This is a genomic window from Bacillus sp. cl96 (genome assembly GCF_900100505.1).
GTDB classification, from domain to species: Bacteria; Bacillota; Bacilli; order Bacillales; family Bacillaceae_G; genus Bacillus_A; species Bacillus_A cereus.
The window spans coordinates 248,621-274,023 of the sequence record NZ_FNDM01000004.1; the positions used below are offsets into that span (position 1 = coordinate 248,621).

The window sequence follows — 25,403 nt, forward strand, 5'->3', positions numbered from 1 at the left end:
TTTAATAACTAAGCGACGAAATTTCTACAAAAAAAGAGTAATCTCAAGAGATATGCTACTAACCTTAGATTTTTCAAAAAAGTTAGATCATATAACTTGAGACTACTCATTCCCATTCAAAATATTTATGTAATTAAATTTTATTTCCTCTGCACCCTGGCTGTCTCCAAAACTATTGGTGGCAGCTCTTTTTGAATGATTTCTTTTAATCCATAAAGAGCTTTCTTCACATAACCACCTTCGAAATTTCCTAATGGTTCTGGTAATTCATCCTCATCCAATATGAAGTATTCTCCATTTGGAAGTACCATAATATCGATGATTAAATCTTCAAAGGAAACCACTTCATCTTTTATTTGTGTGTTTTTTACGATATTAAAATAGGAACCTAAATACTTTCCTTTTATATCTCTCCATACGTATAAATTGTACGGACGATCTCTCCAGTAATATGCGATTGTATAACTCCCTTTTGGGATTGTTAACTTAGTATCATTTGCAGTCATTGTAAATGAATACTGCACCTCGTGAAATAAAACGATACTTTGTGATTGCTTTTCAAGTAATAAGCAATTGTGATCTACTATTGTTGAGTTATACCGGATTTTTCTTTCTATAATTTCAATTTTCGATGTAAGTAACTTATTCATTATTTTGTTTCCCCTTATGCTAGTTCTATCCTCAATTATATCTATTTATGTAGTGATAAAGAAGTGTATAGTTTTTTATATAATGATTTATACAAGTACATAATAAAAACTCCTTCTTATTTAGAAAGAGTTTTTCACTATCCATGTTTCATATTTTTTCACTTCTAACGGAAACTCATTTGTTTTCATGCAACTAACAGTACTATTACTCATGTTTTAACTTTTCCTTAACCGCATCATAAAATTTTCGTTCTTCATCAACATTTAAGTAAACACGACTTACTGTTTTAGAAAAGCCGTATAACAACTGCGCTTTCACTGGCTCTTTTAATGTTATTTCAAAAGTAGCAGGTTCTTTTATGAACTCCATAACAGTTGCATCCAATACCTGCTTCCCTTCTTTTTCCGTTAGCAATTCACCCTTGTAGAACGCAATATTATCAATTTGTGTAAATGGCATAACAATTTTCTTTCCTAATCCGATTTGAATGATTACTTGTTCTTCTGTTACGACAAGTGGATTTTTGCGCATCGCTTGTATTTCAGCTATAAAATAAATCATCGCGTATACATTTAAAATAAGTAAAATCCATGCTATTACTGGATTCCACTGATGTAGTAAATAATGAAAACCAATGCTTTCAATTGCTGTTGCGTGAATAATCATGATATACACACCTATAGCACCAGTCTTTTTATGATATGAGTATACAGATTTACCTGTTGGTACTTTTTCACGCCACGATAAAAACGCATAATAGATTAACTTACACTCTGTTAGAATGACATCTATTAACTTACCTCTTTTCATAGTAGCGTCAAACGCTGCATCAATTGCATAAGAAAAGGAATAATTTTCTCTTCTATATTCTTTATATTTTTTTATTATTTTAGGAAGCACTCTAACAATTTTATAGAGAAGGAATAATTCTAGACCTACAAATGCAATTTCAGCCGCAACAATAATATAAGAGATGAATGAAAAAGCTTGTAAATAATCACTTGGAATAATAAATCTTGCAAAAATATAACCAGCTATTACAACAGGAACTATATATGTTAACGAGTATCTTTTTCGAATAATGAAGAAATACGTGATGATTGGAATGACAAACATGCAATCTAATAATGATCCAAGCACAACTTCTTTCGGCGCAACTGGTACAATTGGAAGGGCATACAATAAATAGTTTGATAGCATAATTAAAGAGACGAGTCCAATCCAAATACCTTTTCGCCTTCGTGATAGTGTAACCTTCATACGTTCACTCCTTTATTTAAAAACCTCATTTAAATGGTCTTTATAAAATGAAATGGCACGTTCAAATTCTTTTACTTCCTCTACTTTCACGACAGTTTCAAGTAATAATTTCATCGCTGATTCGTGATCGTTTACGTTATATTTTGCTAATGATAAAAATACTTTCATCGGAGCGTTCTCTGGAAATTTTTTCACCCCAGCTTCTAATACTGTAATTGCCTTTTCATATTCCCCTATACAACGATATGTACTTCCTAAACCAATATAAGCACCGCAAAGCGATTCGCCATCAAGTCCATTTGCGATTGCCTGCTCATAATACGGAACTGCTTCTGTTTCTAGCCCCATTACATCATGTATCCACGCACACTGATACAGTACTTCTGCATCCTTTGTAAAGTTTGTTAATCCTATAAGCATCTCTTTAGACTGCGCATATTTCTTTTCATTTCTAAGTTTAATAGCTTGCTTTAATAAATGTTCCATAGAATCCACTCCTCACCAATTATTCTGTGTATAGCTCTTGATTGGTATACGCTTCACATTCGTGTAAAAGTAAAATTCCCACCAATTAAAGTTTCGCTTACTTATTACTATGCGGATTCATTCTCATCTAAAAACTTAATTTTAAAAAGCAGTGACACGATTACATAATACCTCTAAGCTTTTGACAATTTCTTTCGCTGTTTCATCTTTCCCATTACACAACTTCCCTTTACCATCCTGTCCAATTACATAATGCACAGCCCCGCGCGAATATAAAGAATGTGGTGAATTCGCAATCATTACATTCGCCCTTGCTTCTTTCATTCTATTTTTTGCTCTTTCAAACAGTTCTTCTTCATTTAAATCACTTTCAAGTTTAAAACCAACAAGTACTGTTTCTGGGTCCCATTCTTTTATTTGTTTTAATACCTTTGGAGCCTTTTGAAAGTGAATAATCGGTGCTATATCACTTGAAATTTTTCCGTTCATATTAAGAACATTACCATCTTGATCACAAATTTTCTCTACAATCCAATCTGATCCAGCCGCTGCCATAATGACTGCATCAATCTTTTCATGTGATATGATACTTTTCATTTTATCTTGTAAATCAACGATTCCTTCAAATGGATGTAATTCTAACCCTCTATGTACATCACTCGGTTTCTCCGCAAAATAACCGTGTAAATATATAACATGTGCCCCTTTAGCTAGAAGTTCTTCTGCGATTATCCTTCCGATTGTACCTTTGGCCATATTCGTATGCCCGCGTACTTGATCCCATTTTTCTAGACAACCACCGCTCGTAATTAATACCTTTTTCCCCTTCATTGTAACCATCCCTTACTAATTTTTCTTACGAAACCATTCTGTTCCAAAGTCAACTATATCACGCTGTTTCATTAGACGACACGTTGCATTCCCTATCTTCCCATTTTTTACAGTTCCTTTTCGCTCAAACTCCACACCAATTTCTACAAACTTCTCAGATTCGTAATCCATTTCAACAAACTCTTTCCACACTCTTTCACCGTTTTCTATAATAGGTGCTCCTACTTGTATTAACTCACATGCACCAGAACGCACCTCGGATAAATGAACAGACGTATTGGAATCATATCCAACACCAATTAATAATACGTACCCGTCTAAATCATATATTTTTCTTAATGGAGATTCTTCTCCAAAGCTCATTGATAACGAATGGTTCATTGTTATTTCTACTGCATGTTTTCCCCATGCAGCAAAACTTCCTAACGGATGATTACTACGTACTACATTCGGATATGTACGAAAACATTCAACTATTTCACCCATTCCCCTTGTTGGGGTTATACGTGAATCAAATGCTGGGACGTTATCTCGGATAATTTGCCACCAGTCTTCCGGTACAGGTGGTCTTGACCAATGTTTCGGATCGGACAAATCCGAAGATTGCGTTGGCATTATTATCGTTCCTTCTTCCGTAACAACTTTCATTAATGCTTCTACTACAGCAACGGCACCACCAGATATCCACCCGATAGAACTTAGTGATGAATGAACGATAATTGTCATTCCTTTTTCGACTCCTAATGCTTTTAAATCTTTTGTTATTGTTTCGATTGTATTTGGAAATTGTGTACTTGCTACTATTTCATTCATTTTCATATTGGTTCCCCCACTAGCCACGTAAATTTAAACTTTTATATAAATATATTATCATATTTTTCTTAATTTTTAACTTAATCATATTCATTACTACAAAAATATGTATATTATTATACTGAAGCCTCAAAACTCTATTAAAATCGTAGATAATGATGAGCGAGAGTTTTTTTGAAATGAAGAAAAATGTAAATCCTATTTTTTCAAACTATACTCCATATGCATATTTTATACTATTTTTCCATGTAACAATGAAGTCTTTCTATCCCTGGATATTTTTCTCCTAAACTTTTAACTTGAAAACCAATTCTTTTATAAAATTCTACCGCCCCATCGTCTGTCTCCGCTTCTATATAAGTCAATTGATATATCCTTACCACTTCTTTAATCATTTGCAGTGCAATTCCTTTTTGACGATAATCTGGAGCCACTGCTATATGACATATGCGTGCTTTAGTTTCTCCGATTATTTCAATACCTAGACAAGCTTTTTCTTCATATTTGTACAAAGTCCCTTTATTACTTTGATAAAATATTACTGCCTTCTTTAAGCTTATTTCATTTGGACCGACGGCATATTGTAGCACATTTAATATTGAATCTTTCTCAATTTGTTTAACACACTGTAAATTCATACTTTCATCCCTTTCTATGAAAAAAGACTAGCTCTTAATAAAAAGAGCTAATCTCATTACGCCGTTATTTTTTCTTCTTTTTTTACAACGACAGCCACATAACTATGAAGTATCATTCCAATAATAACGAGACTCATACCAATCCAAGATAATGATGATGGGATTGGTGCAGATAACCAGATCAACTCTCCTACTAGCGCAAATAAAACTTCACCAGACTGCGTCGCTTCCACTGTTGCTAATTTTTGCGGATCATCTTTCACAAGATCTGTTGCAAAGAAAAATAATACTGTCGCGATTAACCCAGAGCTAACTGCTACAATAAAACATTGAAAAACTTGGCTACTTGACGGTAATCCGCCTGTTGATACTTCGTAACCAGATAATAAAAACCAAAATGGTAAACTTGCTAATGTCATACCGAGTACTCGCTGAAATACATCTAATTCCCCTTTACAAACTTGCATCATTTTTCTATTTCCAAGAGGATACGCAAATGCTGCAATAAGTACAGGAACTACACATAAAACGGTTTCACGAATACCTAATGAAGAAGCATGTTCTACTTGCATGAGAACGACACCGAATAAAATAATGCCCGACATTACTAATTCCTTCATCGGAAGTTTTTTATGTAGTGGATCCACCGCAAAAAATGGTGTTAACAAAATCCCTGCAACGATTGTAATTTGCCATGTTGATGCAACGAGCCAACCTGGTCCGAACGCTCCAGCAAAACTAAGCGGTGCATAAAAGAGACCAAATCCAACGATACTCCACACTAACCATTCTTTCGGATTGTTTTTCATATATTGAAAGAGTTGCTTTAAGTTCCCTCTATACATAACAATAAGTAATAGCATTGGAACCATAAAATAATACCGTAATGATGCACTCCAAATCCAGCTTCCACCTTCTAAGTCCATTGCCCTGTTCAAAACAAAGGTAAAGGCAAAGAAAAATGATGCCAGTATCCCTATAACAATTGCTTTCATTGTAAAACCCCTTGTATTTAATTTTTTATCTCTATGACATATATTTTAGTATACGCGATGAAAAATCTACATTCAAACTTACATTTCACTTTGGGATGATGAAGGAATTGTAGTAGATTTACATGGGAATAAAGTGCATTGGTATGAAATCGAGGCCATTACATGTCAAAATTTTCAAGGGTCAAAATCTACTTTAATCTCGACCCACTATACTCACCATGAAAATATACGCATCCGCTATAAAAGATGGCTACCAACTATTGCACATTCAATTTACTGGTTTTCTATTGAGAAACCAAAAGATTATCATAAAAATTTAATGATAGCTTGGGAAGAAAAGCGAACGAATAAAAACAAACGCCTCCTTTAATTATTATTTAGGGGCGTTCGTTCATTCAAAAATTAAAGAATATGTAGTTTATATTCTCTGTATAATTTCCTCAATCGACTTATATGAGCTTGATGATACCGATTATGATCTGCTATATGCCATATTCCCCATCTTATTGTCGCGTTTTCCCCTTTTTCATACAAAACTTCCCGCGTTAAATCAGTTTCTGTTAGTTTCATACATTCTTCATAAAACAATTTTTGCACTGCTTCATAATCTTGCATTAACTCTTGCAATGTGTTTTTTCTTAAACTTGGTAATTCTCCTACTTCATTTAACTTAGGACCATATTTATTTTCAAATGCTGGCGGAACATCTTCTCCCTTGAAACGATACACCCAATGTAAATCAACAACTGCTAAATGCTGAAGTAACTGCCCAATACTATTTTCATTATTTTCAGACCCTTTATAGGATAGTTCGTTCTCTTCAGTACCTTCGACTAACCTTTGCAATCTATTAAACGTATCAGCAACCGTCGCATACAAAATCGCTACTTGAGGGTCCATTTTACTTTCTAAATGGAGATCTTTCATACAAAACTTCCTCTCTTAAAAGAACAACACCATATGTTCATCATCACTATACACACCATTCATTTTTATAGCCCTTTTTTCAATTCCGTATGTTTTAAATCCCATTGACTCATATAATCGTTTGGCTGGTTCGTTCGTTGACACAACCCCTAAATTCAATTGCTCTAGCTTCATCTCTTTTGCCCTTTCAATTGCTTTACGTATTAAATCACGTGCAAGACCACTTCTTCGATTTTCAGTATCCACATACATTGCAACGATATGTCCTTTATGCTTATATGCGTCTTTTTCTTCTGTTAATAAAGTAACAACCCCAACTAAACGATTTTCATTATTAAAAGCACCAAATGTAAAACTACTGTTGGATGAAAGATTACTAGCAACTCGTTCAAGAGGGTTTTCTTGACGTACTGCTTCTTCATAAGTCGTTATAAATGCTTCTGGATTTACTTGTAGTGCTTGTAAACGCAACTCCCAATATTTTTTTGCATCCGCTTTTGTAAGTAATCGAATCATTTTATTTTCCCCTTTTTAATTTACATAATATTTTTATAGGTTATTATTTTTTTGATTCATACTCTTCTTTTAATATACTGTAACGATAGCGATGAATGAACTTTCCCTGTCTCAATCGATCATTTCTCATTAACCCTTCGCATACAAATCCGGCACTTTCATAACTCTTTTTAGCTTTTGTATTATCTTCATCTACACGTAACCAAATTTTCTCCAATTCAAACTGAGAAAAACCTATTTGTAACATGCTGTTTAGAGCTGCCATTCCAAATCCTTTACTCCAATAGTCTTTATTTCCAATCGCAATTCCTAGTTCAGCATTTTTATTTGTTTTATCAAAATTTTTAAGGTCTACCCATCCAATATGTATACCTGTCTCAGTAACGATTGCCCTTTGTTCATAACCATTTTTTCGGCTTATACAAGCTTCAATCCAGTTTCTCGTATCTCCACGAGTGAACGGAGGATATTGATCTGGTACGACTAAATGCTTTGTTACATCTCTATCTAATGACCATTGATAGCGATCTTCTACATCATCTAGTGTCAATTCTCTTAATTGAACATATGGTACATTCATTTTTTTCTCCTCTCTTTATTTACCAATAGAAAATCCTTCGAACACTCTTCCACCATACTGTTCTAACGTCTTTTCTATAAAATGAATTAATTCATTTTTCCCTCCCGTTTTATAAAAATGATCAAAAGCGGCTACAAATTTGTTTGCATATTGCTCATCATATCTTTTTAGCACTCTAATAAACCATTTTGAACTCCCAAGCCACTTACCATTTACTCTTAATACATATTCATGTACTAAATCGGCTAATAAATTAGCGATAAACAATTCTTCTTCTCTTTTTGTTGCACCAATAAAGTCATCTAAAGTATCCGTAATAAAATATCGCTTCTGCTTAATCGTTTCTTCGGTCCATTTAGCTGGTCCTTTATGTAGTAAATCATTCGCTTCTTTTTTTAATTTCTCAACAATTTCCTGTTCCCCTTTTAAGGCAATCCCTTCTGAAACTAATTGTGGTAACGACGGCCTCCCTCGATCACAATCCATTTTGAAAAAGGTTTTATATGTTTCGAAATTATGAACAAACACCTCAACAGGCCATCCATTACTATAGAAAGATTCTCTATAGCAAGAAGTTAAACTTTGATCGACTATTACAATGTCAAGGTCAGATGTTTTCGTCGCTTCTCCTCGTGCAACGCTTCCGCCGAGTAAAGCTACATCACAATTCGGAAATTGTAATGTAATTATGTTTTGTGCTGCTTCAATTGGTTTCATAACCGATCCTCTTTTCTTATTTCACTTTCTTTTTTTCAGCTCTTTCTCTCGCTTTTTTTATATAGCTTTCTGCATCTGGTGTTTTACATGATGTTGCACCATGATCAACCTCTATTTTTCCAATTTCACTTGCAATTTCAATCGCTTGTCGCTCTAAGTCTTCATTACGAATTCCTATTGCGATTAAAGCACTATTCATCGCTTCTTTTTTTCGATTTTTTTCATTATGTATATTTTCTTTAATCTCTTCTAAGTACGGAGAGAAGAAATCATCATGTAACGTTTTATTTTTAATCGCTATATTTGCTAATAAAGACCAGCCAGCTCTTCCAATCCATTCATCATTAGACTTTGTCCACTCTTCCATTCTTTCTATTGCAATTGGCGAAGTACATATAGATGTCATCAGAACATCCATTAAACAGTAATAATCAACATCCTGAATCCAACTATTAAGCTGTTCTGTCGTTATTTTTTTCGGGTCTAAAATATAAGTTGCTAATGTCATTGCGTCCATATTTTTCGTTTCCCACAATTCAACTGCTAAATCGTGATCTTTTTTTATCTTCTTTTTTAACAATTTTAAATTCGCAAAACTAACTCCAAATAACGGCTCTTTCGCTCCGTGGTTTTTATACGTTTTTCGATTTTGTTCTGTTCCATATTCCTCTAGTTGCCGCATTACTTCCTCAAGTAACATATACCCACCTCTTTATCTTTTATGTTGACTGTATATATGTATGTACGATATATTCTACATTACTTTTTGGTTTTCCTATATTTATTTTTAAAATACGGTATGTGAAATTTTTAAACATTGCACAGCTATACCATTAAAAAACTGTACATGTTAAACATACAGTTTTTTGATGGTATCAATTTTGCGTAGAATAAGATATAAACTACGAAAGAACTTTTAATAAGATGTGTATTTCCAACATGTTTAGAAAACGCTTCAAAATGGTTTACTATCATACTTTTATACCTCCTTCATAAATTATGTTTACTACATTTGTTCTTAGCCAAAATACTTTCTACATTTTAATAACTCTCTCAATAAAAATTTCTTATATAAAAATCCCTACAAACACTGTAGGGATTTATGTCTAAATCATTTTGTTACACTCTATTTCATATGAAAATAGTTTTCTTATTCAGATGCATTCATAAGCACAATTCTCCAACCGTCTGGATCCTCTATTGTGGTTCCTTTCTCTATCCAATACGGGTTTTCAGGTTCTACCTCATGATAGCCCATATTACTTAATCGATTCACTATCTTTTCAATTTCATCTTTAATAGGCATATAAAAAACTAGTAAATTATCTTTTGTCGGTGCCGGACATGGACTTCCATTAACATGTGTAGTAAACTCCAAATGATACTCTTCATCTGGTAAGCCAAACATAACCCCATCATATCCTTCATGATTGTGAAATTCCCCTATACGTTTTAAACCTAATCCTGTTTCATAAAAACTTATCACTTCTTCAAATTTATCTGTTGGTCTTGCAATTCTAAATTGAACCCAATTCTTCATGCAAATCTCCTCCTTTTCATTTTCCAAAGCTTTATAGTAATTAGTATAGGTTACATATATTCCCTTTAACATCCCTCATTAGTGTGAACTTCCTAAGTTGAAAGACCTATTAGTTAATAAACAATAGGACTTTAGTATAAAATTCATATAAAATTAGTTATATAAATATAGAGATGAATTACAAGCTATTACGTATGAAATAGTTCTCCTTGCAGGGCCTTTATATACCGATCAGCAGATCTTTGTACAGCTTTATTCGCATCTTCCACCACACCATGAAATGCATTATATAGTCGACTAAATTGGATATCTTTTACCTTCTCTGCCATATCTCTAACTGTATTCGCTGGTAATGGAATGAGATTGGGATAACTATACATAAAACTTACCCATTTCCGATCCGAAACTACTTGTATAATATCACCTGATAACAAAATACCTTTCCCTTCATTACCGTCTTTCCAATGTATAACAGTTCCACCCTTAAAATGGCCTCCTAAGCGATGCAATGTAAGTTCTTCTGATAATATCAGATGCTCCCCAGACCAAAATTTAATTTGCTTACTCGGACGAACCACCCACTCTTTATCATCTTCATGAATATAAATAGGTACATTGAATGTTTCCGCCCATTTAACTTGTGTAGAGTAATAATGTGGATGAGAAAGTGCTATTGCTTGAATACCACCTAAATCATATATACGTTGTATCGTTTTATCATCTAAATAACTAATGCAATCCCACATAACATTTAGAGTTTTACTTTGTATTAAAAATGCTGTTTGTCCAATCGCAAATTTAGGTTTAGTAGTAATGCTATACAAACCGCTTTCTTCTTTTATTATTTCGTTTTTGTATAAATTGCTATTTTGCATCGTTTCTAATGTTGTCCATGACTGCCCAATTGGATTAACATATTGTCTTTCCTCATTACAAATTTTACAGCGAGAAGGTGCTTCTTCATTTTCGGGATACTGTACTCCACATGTAGTGCAAATATAATTATCCATATTCCCACTCCTTTTTTCATGTAATTGTTTCTTTACCAATATTTTAATAAAAAACAAAAATATTCGAATCAATAATTGGAACGAAAATGAAATGATACGAAAGTATGATTTGGTGATTGAAAGTTTAAATAATAAAGTTTAAATTCATCCTATTTTTCAAAACTGCAATTGATATAAAATCTTGCATACTTTTGAATAAACTTTTTTACACTTGTAAAAAAGTTTTTTTGCATTTCCCTACCTATAATTGCTAATATAGTAGAGTAGAACTTTTATAGAGAGAAGGAAAATTATGCACAATGGAATTCGAATGACAACTTTAGTAAAAAGGGCTATGTTAGTTTGTGCGGGGGTATTATTCACATACGAAGTGGCTTTTGGATCAGTACATACTGCTCTAGCTAGTACAGAGGATGAAGCAAAATCTGTTCAACTTGTGAGTGAGATTCAAACATCTCTTGCTCCGAAAGAAGCTCCAAAACATTATAACGGGCAAGTTAGAAAAGTCGCTTATTTAACATTTGATGACGGTCCTGGAAAATACACAGCTGAGCTTTTAGATATGTTAAAGAAAGAAAATGCAAAAGCAACATTCTTCCTAATTGGTTCAAACGTAAAAGCTTTCCCTGATCTTGTAAAACGCGAAGATGCTGAAGGTCACTACGTTGGGATGCACAGTATGACTCATAACTACAAGAAACTTTACACTGAAGGTCATTACGTAGATGAAATGAAGGAAGACCAAGGCTTAATCGCTGGTGTTTTAGGTAAATCACCAGTATTAACTCGTCCATCTTACGGCTCTATGCCAGGATTAAACGAAGCTCTTCGCAACAAAGTTGTAGAAAACGGCTTAAAAGTTTGGGATTGGACAATTGATTCTTTAGACTGGAAATATAACAAAATGCAAGTTGATGCTGCATCTGCTAAAATTGTAGAAAACGTGTTACATGGTGCTACAAATCCAACAGAAGTTATCCTTATGCATGATATTCATCCACAATCAGTAAAAGCAGTTCCTGGAATTATTAAAGGACTGAAAGAAAAAGGATATGAATTAGAAGCATATAATGAGAACGAACACTTCCCATTAAACTTCTGGCATGATAATCGTATGTAATGAAAAGACTTGATTTCCTTTAGCTGGGAATCAAGTCTTTTTATCATTTTGGGAATTACTCCTCGTATATTCGACTCAAACTCCCCCTTCTCTAATATCAATAAAAATTCAAAATCACATGTTATACTATAATTTAGTTTAAATAAGTAGGTGCCATATGATCGTATATACAGTACAAACTGAAGAAGCATGGAAACAATTTAAGAAACTTGGTTATTTAGAAGGTAATAAAGAATTCATCGATCCAGACGATGTATATTCATATGACTGGATGGTGCGCGTCGCTAAAACAAGATTGCCTCATTACGAAGGTAACTATCCTATTTGGGTCTGGGAAGCAAATAATTACCCAAATCGAAATCATAAAGCTTGGGGTAGAACAAATTCAAAAATGGTAATTTTAACACTAGATGTACCGAAAGAATGGGTACTATGGAGCTATTTTGACTATTGGTGCTGTGCTATGACTGATGGATCAACATATTTACATACAAAAAATAAGTGTACTTTAGATGAATGGTATACATATATGGATAAAGAATACGGGATAATATTTGATTTCGACTATTTATTATCTCATCCTGATTGGTGTCTAGGTAAAGATGATTCGTTAGAAAAACAAGGTGTTATCGGCAAAACACCCCTTTCCTTCGTGAAAAAAGTAAGACGTTTTCGTGCTAAGACAGATAAGTCTATTAGTAAAATTCGAAGTGATAACTGGGATAATAGAAAAGAAAACCGCATTAAAAAGATGAATCGAAAATTAAGAAAGCGAAACGATAAACAAAAAAGAATACAAAAGCGACTTATACGACATTAAAACATATATCAAAATACAGTAAGAAATTATGGATTGAATATACAAATTCAATCCTATTTTTTATATTATCAACACTTTAGCACATATTACTCTTAAGGAGTGATGTGTATATGGATTTTCTTTCAGCCGAATATTTGTCCGCCCTACTTGCCATCATTGTAATTGATTTAGTGTTAGCCGGTGATAATGCCATTGTAATTGGATTAGCAGCAAGAAGATTACCGAAAGATCAGCAAAAGAAAGTTATTATATGGGGAACTATCGGGGCAATCGCGATTAGAGCCCTCGCTACCTTAGTTGTTGTTTGGTTGTTAAAAATACCAGGGCTACTTCTAATTGGTGGTGTACTCCTTATATGGATTGCTTATAAATTAATTGCTGAAGGCAAAGATCATGATATTAAGGCCGAAGAAGGATTTTGGTCTGCTATTAAAACCATTATTATTGCTGATGCGTTAATGGGCATCGATAATGTACTCGCTGTTGCAGGAGCTGCCCATGGTAACTTTTCTTTAGTAATCATCGGATTATTAGTGTCTATTCCAGTAGTCGTATGGGGCAGTACATTGATTTTAAAATGGGTAGATCGTTTTCCTGTCATCATTACGATTGGAGCAGCCGTTTTAGCTTATACTGCCGCGAAAATGATTGTAGATGAGAAATGGTTCGCTGGATTTTTCGAAAGTAACCCTTTCGTTAAATGGGCATTTATCATTATTATCATCATCGGTGTAGTTTTCTTCGGAAAGGCTAAACAAAAAGCAACAGCTGGTTCTGTCTCATAATGATGGTATATTTACAAATAAAAGGCGCTATTCATATGAATAGCGCCTTTTATTATTTATTTAGCTTCCCCTTCCGGAGTCGTTTTTACCTTCGTTTTGTTTTTATCGCGGTTGTTATAGTTATACTTCGAACGATCTACTGGAGTGAATCCTTCCGGTGTGTAGAATCGTAATAAGTCACCATTCACGACTTGGTCAGAGTATTTTAGTGAGTTTTGAACCATTTGTTCATTTTTCTTTATTTCATCTGTAAATTCTACAGGTTTTCCAGTAGTTGTATCATAGTATTTGCCGTTTAGTGCAGTAACTGTTGGGCTTACGTAGTTACCGTTACGGAACGCAACGACTTGTTTATGATCTGGTGATAATAAATCAGAACCGAATTGAACATAATTCTTTGTATCTGTACCTAGTAAGTGTAATAGCGTTGGAAGAACGTCAATTTCACCACCGTATTGATGTTGTACGCCACCTTTCACTCCTGGTACACGAACGATTAATGGTACACGTTGTAACTGTGCATTTTCAAATGAGTTCATTTCTTTACCCATTACTTTTGACATTGCTGCGTTATGATTATCTGAAATACCGTAATGGTCTCCGTACATAACAATAATTGAGTTATCATATAAACCAGATTGTTTCAAGTAATCGATGAAGCCTTTTACAGATTCATCTAAATAGCGTGCTGTTTGGAAGTACGTATCTACTGATGAATCACCTGTTGTTGCTGGTTCAATCGTTGCTTCTGCCTTATCGATTGGATAAGGGAAATGGTTCGATAACGTAATAAACTTCGTATAGAACGGTTGTTTCAACGTTTGTAATAACGGAATAGATTCATTAAAGAACGGTTTATCTTTTAACCCATAGTTTACTACGTCTTTTTCATTCATATCGTAGTATGACGCATCAAAGAATTTATTAAAACCAAATGATTTATAAATATCGTCACGGTTCCAGAATGTTTTGTAGTTACCGTGGAATACTGCTGATGTGTATCCTTGTTGTCCTAAAATAGCTGGTGCTGATTGATACGTATTATGAGATTTCGTTGTAAAGACAGAACCTTGCGGTAAACCAAACATTGAATTCTCTAACATAAACTCCGCATCAGATGTTTTCCCTTGTCCTGTTTGATGGAAGAAGTTATCAAAATAAAGTGTATTCGCATCTTTTGTAAATGAGTTTAAGAACGGTGTAACTTCTTGACCATTTAATTTGTAATCAATTAAGAAGTTTTGGAATGACTCTAAATGAATGTAAATTACGTTCATTCCCTTTCCTTTACCGAAATACTCAGGATTTGGACTTGCATAAGTTGATGTTAAATAATTTCGTACTTCTGTCATATTATCGCCATCAGCTAATGCTCGTTCTGTCGATGCTTTCGCACTTTGAATTCCATCATAAATTGTGTAGTTGTATGCACCTAAATATTTCACAATATAATTACGGTCAAACGTTCTTGTTAATAATTCAGGACGGTCAGACTCTGCAAGACCTAAGTTAACACTGAATAATAAAATACCTGCTACAAATACTAGAGATAATTTATGCTTCGCAACACGAATTGGTTTTGGATTTGCAAATTTTGTTGCGACTAACACAATTAATATAATCGTGTCTAAGAAGTATAATGGATCATAAAGATGTAGCAACGCAAGAATACTACCACCTAAATCTCCAAAGTTATTCGTTTGTGTTAATGTCGGGAACGTAATAAAGTCACTGAAAAAGCGATAGTATACTACGTTTGCGTATAAAAGAATCGACAATAACAAATTAATGATAATTAACCAAATATAAGATCGTTTCCCTTTTGCAAATAATGCAAGTCCTAAAAATAGAACTGCTGAACTAAGCGGGTTAAAAAACAGCAAGAATTTTTGAATTGTGTTTGAAATTCCTAAATTGAATTCCGTTACATAAGCTGCATATGTTTTGAGCCACAATAAAATAACGGCAAACAGAAAGAATCCAAAATGATTGCTTAACACGCTTTTGCTCTTTAATAAGAACTGTTTCATTTCTCCACCTCTTTTGATCATCCAAGGCTTATTTTTTTATAAGTCTGTCTCTCTATTCAAATTTTCTTCTTCAAATAGATTATCTTTTTTTAACTATATGAAGAATATTAGTAATTATAATTTGAAGCTAGTATTTATTCAACTATTTCTTTCTAGACATTTTGACCTTGGTTTCTATTTAACAAAATAAATTTGTAACATTTCCTGTTTTCTCCCAAGATTCATCCACTAATTATGACACCCCATACTATATACCTTTATAAACTCATTCGCAAACTATTCTATCTCCAAATTTGGTACATATTTCACATGACAAAATAATACGATTTGATTATATTACTCCACTTACATTTCCCTTCTTCAACTAACTCTTTAAATCTTAAAGTCATTACATCCCTTCATACATGAAAAAATTCTCCTGTTCATTAATATTATATTTGAATAATTATTCATTTGACCGACCAGCGATGTTACGTTTTCTCGACAAAAAAACTCGCTCTAAAAAGAGCGAGTTTTTTCATTATATATTATTGACCTTTGTACATTGCATCTACTTGTTTTTGAAGTTCCTCATTTTCTAAGAACTCATCATAAGTAGCCTCTTTATCGATTACGCCGTTTGGTGTTACTTCGATAATGCGGTTTGCAATTGTTTGCACGAACTGATGGTCATGAGATGTGAATAAGATTGTACCTTTGAATGCAATTAAACCGTTATTTAATGCTGTGATTGACTCAAGGTCTAAGTGGTTCGTTGGATCGTCAAGTGTGATTACGTTCGCACCACTTAACATCATTTTAGATAACATACAACGAACTTTTTCGCCTCCAGATAATACAGAAACGTTCTTCTTAACTTCTTCACCTGAGAATAACATACGGCCTAAGAAACCACGTAAGAAGCTTTCAGACTCATCTTGTGGAGAGAATTGACGTAACCATTCAACTAAGTTGTAATCACTGTTCTCAAAGTACTTAGAGTTATCTCTTGGGAAGTAAGATTGAGAGGTTGTAACACCCCATTTGAATGAACCGCTATCCGGCTCCATTTCACCCATAAGAATTTTAAATAATGTTGTCATCGCAATATCGTTACGGCCGATAAATGCAACTTTATCACCTTTATTTAAAGTGAAGTACACATTATCTAACACTTTTTCACCATCAATTGTTTTAGAAAGACCTTCAACAGTTAATAAGTCATTTCCTACTTCACGCTCAGGTGTGAAGCCAACGAATGGGTAACGACGTGATGACGGTCTAATATCATCTAATGTAATTTTGTCTAATAATTTTTTACGAGAAGTTGCTTGTTTCGCTTTAGAAGCGTTTGAACTAAAGCGTGCAATGAAGTTTTGTAACTCTTTTACTTTCTCTTCTTTTTTCTTATTAGCATCTTGTGTTAATTTTAAAGCTAATTGGCTTGACTCATACCAGAAGTCATAGTTACCAACATAAAGTTGAATTTTACCGAAATCAAGGTCAGCCATGTGCGTACATACTTTATTTAAGAAGTGACGGTCATGGGATACTACGATAACTGTGTTTTCAAAGTTCATTAAGAAGTTTTCTAACCATTGAATCGCTTTTAAGTCCAAGTGGTTGGTAGGCTCATCTAATAATAGAATGTCAGGTTGACCGAATAAAGCTTGAGCAAGTAATACTTTTACTTTCTCTGCCCCAGTTAATTCTGACAATTTCTTATCATGAAGATCTTCACCAATACCTAAACCTTTAAGAAGAATTGCAGCTTCTGACTCAGCTTCCCAACCGTTAAGCTCAGCGAACTCACCTTCAAGTTCAGCAGCGCGCATTCCATCTTCATCACTAAAGTCTTCTTTCATGTAAATAGCATTTTTCTCTTGCATTACTTTGTAAAGTTGCGTGTGACCCATAATTACTGTTTCTAATACTGGGAACTCTTCATATTCGAAATGGTTCTGTTTTAATACTGCTAGACGCTCACCTGGCGTAATATGTATGTCACCTGTTGATGGTTCAATTTCCCCAGATAAAATCTTTAGAAATGTAGATTTACCAGCACCGTTTGCTCCGATTAAACCGTAGCAGTTACCTGGCGTGAATTTTATGTTAACATCTTCAAATAATTTGCGATCCGCGAAACGCAAACTAACGTTACTTACTGTAATCATTTGTGTCCTCCTACTAATACCTAGGGTTTTTCAACCCTTTTCCAATTTTAACAGAAATCCATAATTTACGATTCCTTTATTATCATCTGTAAACAATTCTACTAGAACATGCTAATCATTACAACTTATAATTATGATATAAGTAATTTTATTACTTTTTTTAAAGAATTATTTAAAAATCCCCTCTAAAATCCATTAATAATTTAAGACGCTAAACACCTAGCAATATAATCACAAGAATTGCTGCCATTATAGTATCTAACAAAGTAATTTCTCGGCGACGTTTCCTATTACATACAAAAAAGAGATGGAACCCCCGTAGGATCTCTGTCAAGTTGCGTTATTTATTTCACACGTTATCGTTACGTGCTGCCCGTGGTATCTGATTTGCATATGTCTCGGTCTCCTTCGATAGTTAAATAAAAAAAGAGCGATACCGATAAGGCATCGCCCCGCTTCGTCACTACCCGACAATCTTCCGACTAGTTGCCGCACCTTCGCATTTCATGACCTCTAGTACAAACGCCTTTTCATCTTGTACGCGCATGATGGCTTCCCACCATTCCTTTTCAGCCTGTTCCTGCGCTTTTAGTCGATCTTGTTTCTCCTCGTATAGCTTTTGTTCCTCTAGATATATTTCATGTAGTGTTCTCATATTAATACACCTGTCCTTTTCGTTTATTTTCGTCTCTGTGATCGTTTTGTGAGACGTAATTTTCAAGCGCTATTACGTACAGAATTGCATCATTTTTCGTTTTCGTCCTGTATGCACGTTCGTAGAAATAGCGTAATTCTTTGTATGTAGTCGGCAATTCACCTTTTCGCAGTGGTGACGGGTTCAACTCAATTCCTGCCCGCTGCAAAATATCTTCGTCACCTGTGATCGTTATGTGCTGGCCGTGATACTTGATCTGCATTTGCTGCGGCCTCCTTCGTTGTATAAAATAAACGGTCATCGCAACAGTTTATAATGTAGTATGTGAAATTGTTCTACATTATAATTTTTCCGCCCACTGATAGACTTCGCGGCGCATTCTTTCTTCGTTCATGTGAAGACAGACCCCCGTCGCCCTTCGCCATGTTATAGACCGCTTTCCAGTGCGGATCGTTGTACGTTTGTGTATTCATTACAAGATAATTCCCGCCAAACCTAACACGTGCGGCCGCCATTACATCATGTATAGATTTCCCTTCGATTTGTTCACCGTTATTTGGATCGTAGTTTGTTTTCATTTTCGACTTCCTCCTTTTTTTGACCGCATGTTTTGACTCTGTGCGGTTTTGTTCTACTCGTTTATGTTCTATGTGACCGAGCGCAGCAGCAGCGATAAAAGTCGCCACCGCCAGCACATGACACAAATATATAACTATCATTCAGTGATTGCCGCGCCTTGCATGTCTGGATTTTGCATCTGTACGCGCAACACCCTTTCACGATGTACATCGAAATATCTTTCGCTATCATTTGCGAATTGTTTTAGGATATTATCGCCGCTGATTTCGCTAAATACTCGATCATACTTCGCATTGCTGATAAACTGCACGTTTTCCATTTCCGCGATATCCGCCAGGCTTCGTTGTGCTTCTTCATATCCGTCCGCCTTTGTGGCCTTGTTTAGCTTGTTATGTCCGTTTAATAATTCATTTCGCAGTTTCATGCCTTGTTCACTATGGCCGACACGTTGTGCGATCGCTGCGCCTAGTTGCAAGTATTCTTCCTGTACTTGTTTCGCTAGGCTCGGATGTACTGACGCCTTTTCGACTAGTTCAGCCAGGTGCTTCGCTGATCGTTCTGGCGTAGTTCCAAACATAATATTGCCGCGAAGTTGGATAAGATCCGCGTCAAAGATTGCCTTTGTCTGTGCGTCAACTGCTGGCACTTCTCGTAACAATTCCGCCTGGGCCGATGCCTTCGCCTTGCTTAAAATTTCTTTATATTCGCGATGCTTATCAGCAATCATCTGCATTGCTGCGACTTCCATTTTTCGTTTTAGGCCCGCTTCTTTTTCCATTACACCTTTACTTGATAGCATACCGTCTTTATTTAGACTCTCTTTTGCGCTTCGGAAATAGGTTGCCAGTCCTAAAATATCTCCGCTTAGTGAATCTTGAATTTCTCCCGCTTGCTGCATTAGTTCTTTTGTACTGTTTTTCATTTGAATTCCTCCGTATATCTTTATATTTTTACAGTCTGTTATTAACTTTTGTTCGTAGCTTGTCCATCATTTCAACGTTGTCAAGATCGTACAAAATCGCCTCTATACGTTGAAAAGTTTCTTCTCCAACGAAGCTGACAACCTTCGCAGCACTTTCCGCATTCGGGTTGTATCTCCCGTTTTCCCAGGTTGATATTGATCGACTTTCGATGCCTAACAATTTCGCCAGTTGCTTTTGCGTTATATTTGCGAATACTCTTATCAATCGTAGCTTATCGCCTGTTAGGTGATATTTTTTATCGTGCATTATATCGCTTCCTTTCGTGTGTGTATCGTTTTATGTGGGTATCTTTACATTTTTGATGTATCGTATTTATAAATAATAGTTTTGGAGGGTTTCACCCCTCCTAGCTCGCTACCGCTTCACATTGACGTATTATGCGACGTATGCCACCGTGTGGCGTCACGGCTGACATACACAAAGCGCCTTGAATGTTCGAAGAATTGTTGTTCAAAGAAAAATCTCAATAACTTCGATATAGAAACATCGAATTATTTTTATTTTGCGGGATTTTCCCGCTAAGTGGTTTATATTAAAATGATCGGACCACCTTTCTATAAAATTCATGTCCTATAAAAGAGATCCAGCAACACCAAACCGTGCAGCGCTGCTGATCCTAAAATAAGAGATGGAAGAATGCGAAAAACATACAAATTGTATATAACCGTTGACGACTCGCGAAGTCCGTCACAAATGATTTATGTATTTCGGGAAGTTGGGAAGGCTGAAAAACCTCCCCTTCAAATGATAAAAGAAATCTGATCCAGAAAAGAAGGACGGCTCCTTCTCTTCACTACATATGTACGGCCGATCCCTATCGAATTTCCACAAAACACGACTTTTTCTATATTTTTTTATGATTTTGTTGTATTGGCTGCAATGAGCGCCAGTTTTACCGCCCTTGAATTCCATTTTCTTTCCTTTTTCTCGCGGTTTTCACACGGTCCGCAACTTCCACGCCTGGAATATTTGCCGCGGTTTGCTCCGTTTGAATGGAATTCATGCAGCGCCTTTACTTTTTCGCAGGTGTTACACTTCTTGCATTCGACTTCCTGGCCATCAATTTCTGCGATGAATACAGATTGTTTGCCGCTATATTTAAACATGGCTTACAAGCCGATGCCAATCCGTCGTACCTCAATCGGTGTTTGTGGAAATGATCCAGCATTTTGTATTTTTTACATACGTTGCAGCGTTTAAGACCGTCGGTTTCTAGTAACGTGATATTACTTTGGTTTACTTCGCCATTGATTCTCACTTTTAAAACCTCCGATCAATTTCCGAACTCTATCCAGGATTCATTTAAACGCGGATCACCTACATATTTTTGTGCCAATTTAACCACTCCACTAGGCGTAATCATTAATGTAGTTTTCATTGCATTGTTATACTGTTTAACTGGTACGTTAATGAGCCACTGTTCGAAACCTTTTCTAGTTCGATATACTGCGTTTGTATTTCTGTTTTCGTATAAAATCCCGTCTGATTGCAACCACGCAATAAACGATTTCGTTTTTATGCCGTCTAGGTATCGTTTGCAGAATTCTTGTAGCGTCATATTTAGACCACTATCGATATACCGATCAAATAGATCCGATTTTCTACGCGCTTTTTCTAAATCTTTCACTACACTTTCGAGTTTTTCGCCAGTTTCGGTTGCTAACTGCTCGAATAGCTTCGTATTTTCTTCGGCTTTCTTCCGTGCTGCCTTTGCATCTTGCGTTATTTTTCTTTCTTCTTGTAACTCTTGTTCAGCTTTTCGCTCTAGTTCTCTAACCGTAGTTTGATAATGTTCAATCGTAGTTAATAACGATTCTTGCGCCATTTTCGGTACACCGTCGGTCATTTCATCGTACAATTCGGCTTTTTTGCGTAGCTGATCGTCTTTAACTTCGACAATCGTGTTGACATCCGCCCTTTTTAGAATTTCGGTTGCCTGATCGCGGAATTCTCGGGCAACCTCTGAATCCCTCAGCATCATGCCAACGCGAATAATCGAATCTTTTGTGAGCATCGTGTTTCTTCCGTTCGCTATTTTTGCGGATCGTTCGCCGATAGTGATTAATTTATACCCGTTCTTTTGTTCGATTTCTGTTGGTAAATTATTTTTACCGACAGAATTGATAACATCCCTACCTGATACAACTTTAACCCCTGTTTTTTGAAATTCCTTTTTGTTATTTCTAATAAGCATTTTAATTGTGTCTCTAGTTGCATTATAGAATCTTGCAACCTCGTTAAGAAGTGCCAAACTCTCGTTATCTAGTAGCATTAATCCGCCTACTTTATTGATAATATCGAACGCCTTATCTCGGTGTTTTCCGATTTCTTCACGTAGTGACTTCTCGTAGATGATATTTTCATTTACATTTTCTTTTGTATTTGTTTTCATTTTTAGTTATCCCCTTTAAGATTTTGAATTTCTTTTAATAATGTTTCTCGGCGCTGCTGCATATGTTTGGGCATTCGATCAAGATTCGTTTTATTGTATATCTTTAAATCATTCCGCAATTTCACATATCTCTTTTTCGCAGCTGGGAAAAGTTTTAACATTCGTTCGAGTTTCATCGGTACTAGTGGCTTGTACACATTAGCGAAACCCTTGCCGCGGCTTTCCGTTTTAAGCAGTCCGACGTTTTCGAGTACACGCAAGTTTTGCTTTATCGCGTTTGGCTTTCGGCCCATTTCGAATGCTAACTGGCTTTGAGTCGGGTATGCATATCCGTATAAATCGTTGTATCTATCGACAATTACGAGATATAGCCACAATGTAGACTCTTTCACGCCGTAGTCAGACATAAACATGTAATGCTTTAGATCCGCTGGTGTACGGATGAATCGAACCCCGTCGTTAAAATTCTCCTTGTTATATTCGGGCTGCTCTCCGTGTTCCTTGAATACTTCTTTTGCTGAAATTAATGCCTTTCTTTTTGGATCTTTCTTTTCTTCCTGTTGGCTGGTTTCGTTGATCTGATTCATTATCGATTTCCCCCTGTTAGGTAGTTTTTTTCGATGCTAGGATCTTTTCGAATACTACCTAGTATTTTCCCGAATGTTACATAGTATTTTTCCGATGCTTAGTGTTGTACTTTTCCGATTACGTAATAAAGCATTATATAAATCATTATTTATAAAGCATTATCTATTTATTTGAGTTTCGAGTATAAAAAGAATACTCTCACTCTACGCATACTAGGTTATTGATTAATAGCGAGATCTTTTATATAAATAATCGCCGCTCGCCGCCTTTAATATAGATGCTCTCACTTATACGTTTGGGGCTGCGTCCGTACAATTTATTTTGCGTTTCTTCTCAGCTTCTTCTCGCTTACAAAAACATAGGCGCGGCCGTTTCCGAAACTGGGTTAATAAAAACGCCCTGGTTTTAAAAATCTGATGCGCGTAAAAATTACGATCGATATATTAGCGAGCTTCGAACGCCTGGGTAAAATAGATTCGATAGACTACGAAAACGACTTACGAGATTCGATGCTACTGCACGTTAACCATCTATATAACACAAATACAAACAAATTTTATATAAATGCGCAGAAAGGTCGATAGACGTCTTTAAATTGATATATAGATAAGTGGCGAAGGGAAGTCGATAGGATAAGCGACGGATTTCGAAGGGATTGGCGACAATTGGTGCGCGGTTTAACACCCCGACTTCAAAAATTGTGCGCGCTTGTTCTGGCAGCAGCTGCAAGGGATTTCGGCCCGTGGCCTGGAGGTATGGCACTTGATTTCGATTTGGGATCGCCGTGCCTGGTCCGCTTGCTTCGATTCAATTTGATCCGATTCGACTGCGACAACGAAACAAGAAAAACTTTTAATCGCTGATTTAAACAACGAAAAACAAACAACGAAACAAATAACGAAACAAACAAACGAAATGAAGTTCGATTGACAAACGATTAAACAAAACGATTCGATTGATCAACGGTTCTTTTTAATTAGGAAAGAAAGAGCGCAACTAACATCGAACGATCTTCGATTGACTTCAATCAAACAAACGAAACAATAATTCTTTTCGCTCACGTAATTTTAATAAGAAGAAAGAAGAACGATCAAAGAAAGAGCGCAGCCACTCACGATGATCGATGACATGATACATTGCAGCAGCAGCCGACACGATAGTATACAGACATAAGTCACGCTACTTATATATAATAGACTGCGACAGATATCCGATAGGCGTTCATATCTCTTCGACAATGCTTTCTAAACGTTTAGCAACGCAATAGTATTCGAAGTATATACGACGTACCGTGCAACCTATACACGGCCTTGTATAGTGCCCTGTTATATGTCGGGGATATACGCCAACTGCTTGCGATAGGTATGGCCGCCCTGGTTATGTATGAGCGTACGGCCTGGTGATAGATATTGCGCAGATATATACGGGCCTATCTTCGTATAAGTTGCGGTCCTGGCCGAATGTATGAATTTACTTAAAAACGTACATTCATTTCATTGTTATTATTGATGCGTACGCGTTTATATGATATTCTATAAACACATTAAAAAAACGTACATTCAGATCCTTATAAATAGAGGCCTTATAATAGGAGGAAAAGAAACATGAATCAAATTAAGGACGTGCAGCCAATCCGCAGTAAACAACAAATAGAGGATATGAAGTGGGCTTTGAAACGTCATTGCTCTGAAAGGGATTACATATTATTCCTTATTGGTATTAATACGGGATTACGTGTCGGAGATCTTTTGAAGTTAAAAACATCGGATGTTATTCGTAGAAAGATCGTAAAGGTTTCAGAGGGAAAAACAAAGAAAGTCCGTGAAGTTAATCTATTAAACATATACGAAGAAGTACAAGCCTATGCGAAGGCTAACGATAGTGAATGGTTATTTCCGTCAAGAAAAGGTGATAAGCCGATCACGACAACGCAGGCATATCGACAGTTACAAAAAGCCGCTGAATTCGCAGAAGTAGAAAGCATCGGAACTCACACGATGAGAAAAACGTTCGGTTATTGGTTCTATAAGCAAACGAAGGACGTTGCGAAACTCCAAACGATATTAAACCACTCACACCCACAAGTTACATTGACATATATCGGAATTACTAGCGAAGAAATCGAAAATAGTTTAAACGAATTCGTATTATAATGCGTGAAGGATCGGCCGCTTTTGGTCGGTCTTTTTATTTATCATGAAACTCGTCTCGCTGCACCCCCTGGTTTTTGAGATCGGTCTTTCTTCGACCCTTTCCAGCTAGTATAAAGGCGAAAACTCAACGTTAATCTACCGTAATCCATGCGAAAATTTTTCTCGAAATTGTATACAAATG

Annotated in this window: 29 protein-coding genes; 5 read left to right on the forward strand and 24 right to left on the reverse strand. The window is 35.6% G+C overall.

The features are described from left to right. Positions 1 to 140: 140 nt before the first annotated feature. The 14 genes from BLT20_RS11560 to BLT20_RS11630 form a co-directional block, all read right to left on the reverse strand. Positions 141 to 650 carry a ribonuclease FAU-1 family protein gene (locus tag BLT20_RS11560; RefSeq protein WP_001037884.1) on the reverse strand — a complete coding sequence of 170 codons (510 nt, stop codon included), beginning with the start codon at positions 648 to 650 and terminating at the stop codon, positions 141 to 143. Between the two features lie 205 nt (positions 651 to 855). Next, a complete protein-coding gene (locus BLT20_RS11565; protein ID WP_000869232.1) occupies positions 856 to 1,911 on the reverse strand; it encodes a hypothetical protein in 1,056 nt (351 codons plus the stop codon). Positions 1,912 to 1,923: 12 nt separating this feature from the next. Further along, positions 1,924 to 2,397 (reverse strand): tetratricopeptide repeat protein, encoded by a 474-nt coding sequence (locus tag BLT20_RS11570; protein WP_000400636.1) that lies wholly within the window; start codon positions 2,395 to 2,397, stop codon positions 1,924 to 1,926. Between the two features lie 141 nt (positions 2,398 to 2,538). Further along, complete coding sequence (locus BLT20_RS11575) at positions 2,539 to 3,228, reverse strand: phosphopantothenoylcysteine decarboxylase domain-containing protein (RefSeq protein ID WP_000676725.1); 690 nt, start codon at positions 3,226 to 3,228, stop codon at positions 2,539 to 2,541. A 15-nt stretch (positions 3,229 to 3,243) separates the two neighbouring features. Beyond that, the gene (locus tag BLT20_RS11580) at positions 3,244 to 4,047 is read right to left on the reverse strand and encodes an AAC(3) family N-acetyltransferase (protein ID WP_000783346.1); all 804 of its coding nucleotides are present in this window, start codon (positions 4,045 to 4,047) and stop codon (positions 3,244 to 3,246) included. Between the two features lie 230 nt (positions 4,048 to 4,277). Next, positions 4,278 to 4,679 (reverse strand): GNAT family N-acetyltransferase, encoded by a 402-nt coding sequence (locus BLT20_RS11585; protein WP_001053116.1) that lies wholly within the window; start codon positions 4,677 to 4,679, stop codon positions 4,278 to 4,280. A 56-nt stretch (positions 4,680 to 4,735) separates the two neighbouring features. Beyond that, a complete protein-coding gene (locus BLT20_RS11590; RefSeq protein WP_000644594.1) occupies positions 4,736 to 5,674 on the reverse strand; it encodes a DMT family transporter in 939 nt (312 codons plus the stop codon). A gap of 402 nt (positions 5,675 to 6,076) precedes the next feature. Then, positions 6,077 to 6,601: a DinB family protein gene (locus tag BLT20_RS11600; protein WP_000653849.1), complete on the reverse strand. Its 525-nt coding sequence runs from the start codon at positions 6,599 to 6,601 to the stop codon at positions 6,077 to 6,079. A gap of 15 nt (positions 6,602 to 6,616) precedes the next feature. Continuing rightward, positions 6,617 to 7,117 (reverse strand): GNAT family N-acetyltransferase, encoded by a 501-nt coding sequence (locus tag BLT20_RS11605; protein ID WP_000620314.1) that lies wholly within the window; start codon positions 7,115 to 7,117, stop codon positions 6,617 to 6,619. A 43-nt stretch (positions 7,118 to 7,160) separates the two neighbouring features. After that, positions 7,161 to 7,697 carry a GNAT family N-acetyltransferase gene (locus BLT20_RS11610; protein WP_001102500.1) on the reverse strand — a complete coding sequence of 179 codons (537 nt, stop codon included), beginning with the start codon at positions 7,695 to 7,697 and terminating at the stop codon, positions 7,161 to 7,163. Positions 7,698 to 7,712: 15 nt separating this feature from the next. Continuing rightward, positions 7,713 to 8,414 (reverse strand): nucleotidyltransferase domain-containing protein, encoded by a 702-nt coding sequence (locus tag BLT20_RS11615; protein WP_000802424.1) that lies wholly within the window; start codon positions 8,412 to 8,414, stop codon positions 7,713 to 7,715. 16 nt (positions 8,415 to 8,430) lie between these two features. Further along, a complete protein-coding gene (locus BLT20_RS11620) occupies positions 8,431 to 9,114 on the reverse strand; it encodes a DNA alkylation repair protein (protein ID WP_000923471.1) in 684 nt (227 codons plus the stop codon). Between the two features lie 450 nt (positions 9,115 to 9,564). Then, entirely contained in the window at positions 9,565 to 9,954 is a 390-nt protein-coding gene (locus tag BLT20_RS11625; protein ID WP_000800667.1) for a VOC family protein, read from the reverse strand. Positions 9,955 to 10,142: 188 nt separating this feature from the next. Continuing rightward, entirely contained in the window at positions 10,143 to 10,964 is an 822-nt protein-coding gene (locus BLT20_RS11630; protein ID WP_000371022.1) for an MBL fold metallo-hydrolase, read from the reverse strand. Between the two features lie 292 nt (positions 10,965 to 11,256). Between BLT20_RS11630 and BLT20_RS11635 the strand changes: the two genes are divergently transcribed. The 3 genes from BLT20_RS11635 (at position 11,257) to BLT20_RS11645 (ending at position 13,689) form a co-directional block, all read left to right on the forward strand. Continuing rightward, entirely contained in the window at positions 11,257 to 12,084 is an 828-nt protein-coding gene (locus tag BLT20_RS11635; RefSeq protein WP_000551452.1) for a peptidoglycan-N-acetylglucosamine deacetylase, read from the forward strand. Between the two features lie 157 nt (positions 12,085 to 12,241). Then, positions 12,242 to 12,904, forward strand: coding sequence for a DUF3841 domain-containing protein (locus BLT20_RS11640; RefSeq protein WP_000637703.1), 663 nt, complete (start codon positions 12,242 to 12,244; stop codon positions 12,902 to 12,904). Between the two features lie 110 nt (positions 12,905 to 13,014). Beyond that, positions 13,015 to 13,689 carry a TerC family protein gene (locus BLT20_RS11645; RefSeq protein ID WP_000346930.1) on the forward strand — a complete coding sequence of 225 codons (675 nt, stop codon included), beginning with the start codon at positions 13,015 to 13,017 and terminating at the stop codon, positions 13,687 to 13,689. A 56-nt stretch (positions 13,690 to 13,745) separates the two neighbouring features. On the opposite strand, the gene BLT20_RS11650 is transcribed toward BLT20_RS11645, so the two are convergent. The 7 genes from BLT20_RS11650 to BLT20_RS11680 all read right to left on the reverse strand — a co-directional run bounded on the left by BLT20_RS11650 (position 13,746) and on the right by BLT20_RS11680 (position 20,335). Beyond that, positions 13,746 to 15,719, reverse strand: coding sequence for a lipoteichoic acid synthase (locus tag BLT20_RS11650; protein ID WP_000808770.1), 1,974 nt, complete (start codon positions 15,717 to 15,719; stop codon positions 13,746 to 13,748). A 527-nt stretch (positions 15,720 to 16,246) separates the two neighbouring features. Beyond that, positions 16,247 to 17,872 carry an ABC-F family ATP-binding cassette domain-containing protein gene (locus BLT20_RS11655; RefSeq protein ID WP_000633864.1) on the reverse strand — a complete coding sequence of 542 codons (1,626 nt, stop codon included), beginning with the start codon at positions 17,870 to 17,872 and terminating at the stop codon, positions 16,247 to 16,249. A gap of 463 nt (positions 17,873 to 18,335) precedes the next feature. Further along, on the reverse strand, positions 18,336 to 18,527 hold the full coding sequence (locus BLT20_RS11660) for a hypothetical protein (protein WP_001259513.1): 192 nt from the start codon (positions 18,525 to 18,527) through the stop codon (positions 18,336 to 18,338). 1 nt (position 18,528) lies between these two features. Further along, positions 18,529 to 18,789, reverse strand: coding sequence for a hypothetical protein (locus BLT20_RS11665; RefSeq protein WP_001166142.1), 261 nt, complete (start codon positions 18,787 to 18,789; stop codon positions 18,529 to 18,531). 73 nt (positions 18,790 to 18,862) lie between these two features. After that, positions 18,863 to 19,246: a hypothetical protein gene (locus tag BLT20_RS11670; protein ID WP_000635644.1), complete on the reverse strand. Its 384-nt coding sequence runs from the start codon at positions 19,244 to 19,246 to the stop codon at positions 18,863 to 18,865. Next, positions 19,243 to 20,028, reverse strand: coding sequence for a hypothetical protein (locus BLT20_RS11675; protein WP_000798531.1), 786 nt, complete (start codon positions 20,026 to 20,028; stop codon positions 19,243 to 19,245). Before BLT20_RS11675 ends, BLT20_RS11670 begins: the two co-directional genes overlap by 4 nt. A 28-nt stretch (positions 20,029 to 20,056) precedes the next feature. Beyond that, the gene (locus BLT20_RS11680; RefSeq protein ID WP_000543742.1) at positions 20,057 to 20,335 is read right to left on the reverse strand and encodes a helix-turn-helix transcriptional regulator; all 279 of its coding nucleotides are present in this window, start codon (positions 20,333 to 20,335) and stop codon (positions 20,057 to 20,059) included. A 792-nt stretch (positions 20,336 to 21,127) separates the two neighbouring features. Between BLT20_RS11680 and BLT20_RS30570 the strand changes: the two genes are divergently transcribed. Next, complete coding sequence (locus BLT20_RS30570) at positions 21,128 to 21,289, forward strand: hypothetical protein (protein ID WP_154696801.1); 162 nt, start codon at positions 21,128 to 21,130, stop codon at positions 21,287 to 21,289. 73 nt (positions 21,290 to 21,362) lie between these two features. On the opposite strand, the gene BLT20_RS11690 is transcribed toward BLT20_RS30570, so the two are convergent. The 3 genes from BLT20_RS11690 to BLT20_RS31030 all read right to left on the reverse strand — a co-directional run bounded on the left by BLT20_RS11690 (position 21,363) and on the right by BLT20_RS31030 (position 24,224). Further along, entirely contained in the window at positions 21,363 to 22,481 is a 1,119-nt protein-coding gene (locus BLT20_RS11690) for a phage antirepressor KilAC domain-containing protein (RefSeq protein ID WP_073339206.1), read from the reverse strand. A 2-nt stretch (positions 22,482 to 22,483) separates the two neighbouring features. Continuing rightward, a complete protein-coding gene (locus BLT20_RS11695) occupies positions 22,484 to 23,068 on the reverse strand; it encodes a helix-turn-helix domain-containing protein (protein ID WP_001071849.1) in 585 nt (194 codons plus the stop codon). Between the two features lie 1,024 nt (positions 23,069 to 24,092). Further along, complete coding sequence (locus BLT20_RS31030; RefSeq protein ID WP_002025953.1) at positions 24,093 to 24,224, reverse strand: hypothetical protein; 132 nt, start codon at positions 24,222 to 24,224, stop codon at positions 24,093 to 24,095. A 449-nt stretch (positions 24,225 to 24,673) separates the two neighbouring features. Here BLT20_RS31030 and BLT20_RS11700 point away from each other — a divergent pair, with 449 nt between their 5' ends. Continuing rightward, entirely contained in the window at positions 24,674 to 25,222 is a 549-nt protein-coding gene (locus tag BLT20_RS11700; protein WP_001071818.1) for a tyrosine-type recombinase/integrase, read from the forward strand. Positions 25,223 to 25,403 lie beyond the last annotated feature (181 nt).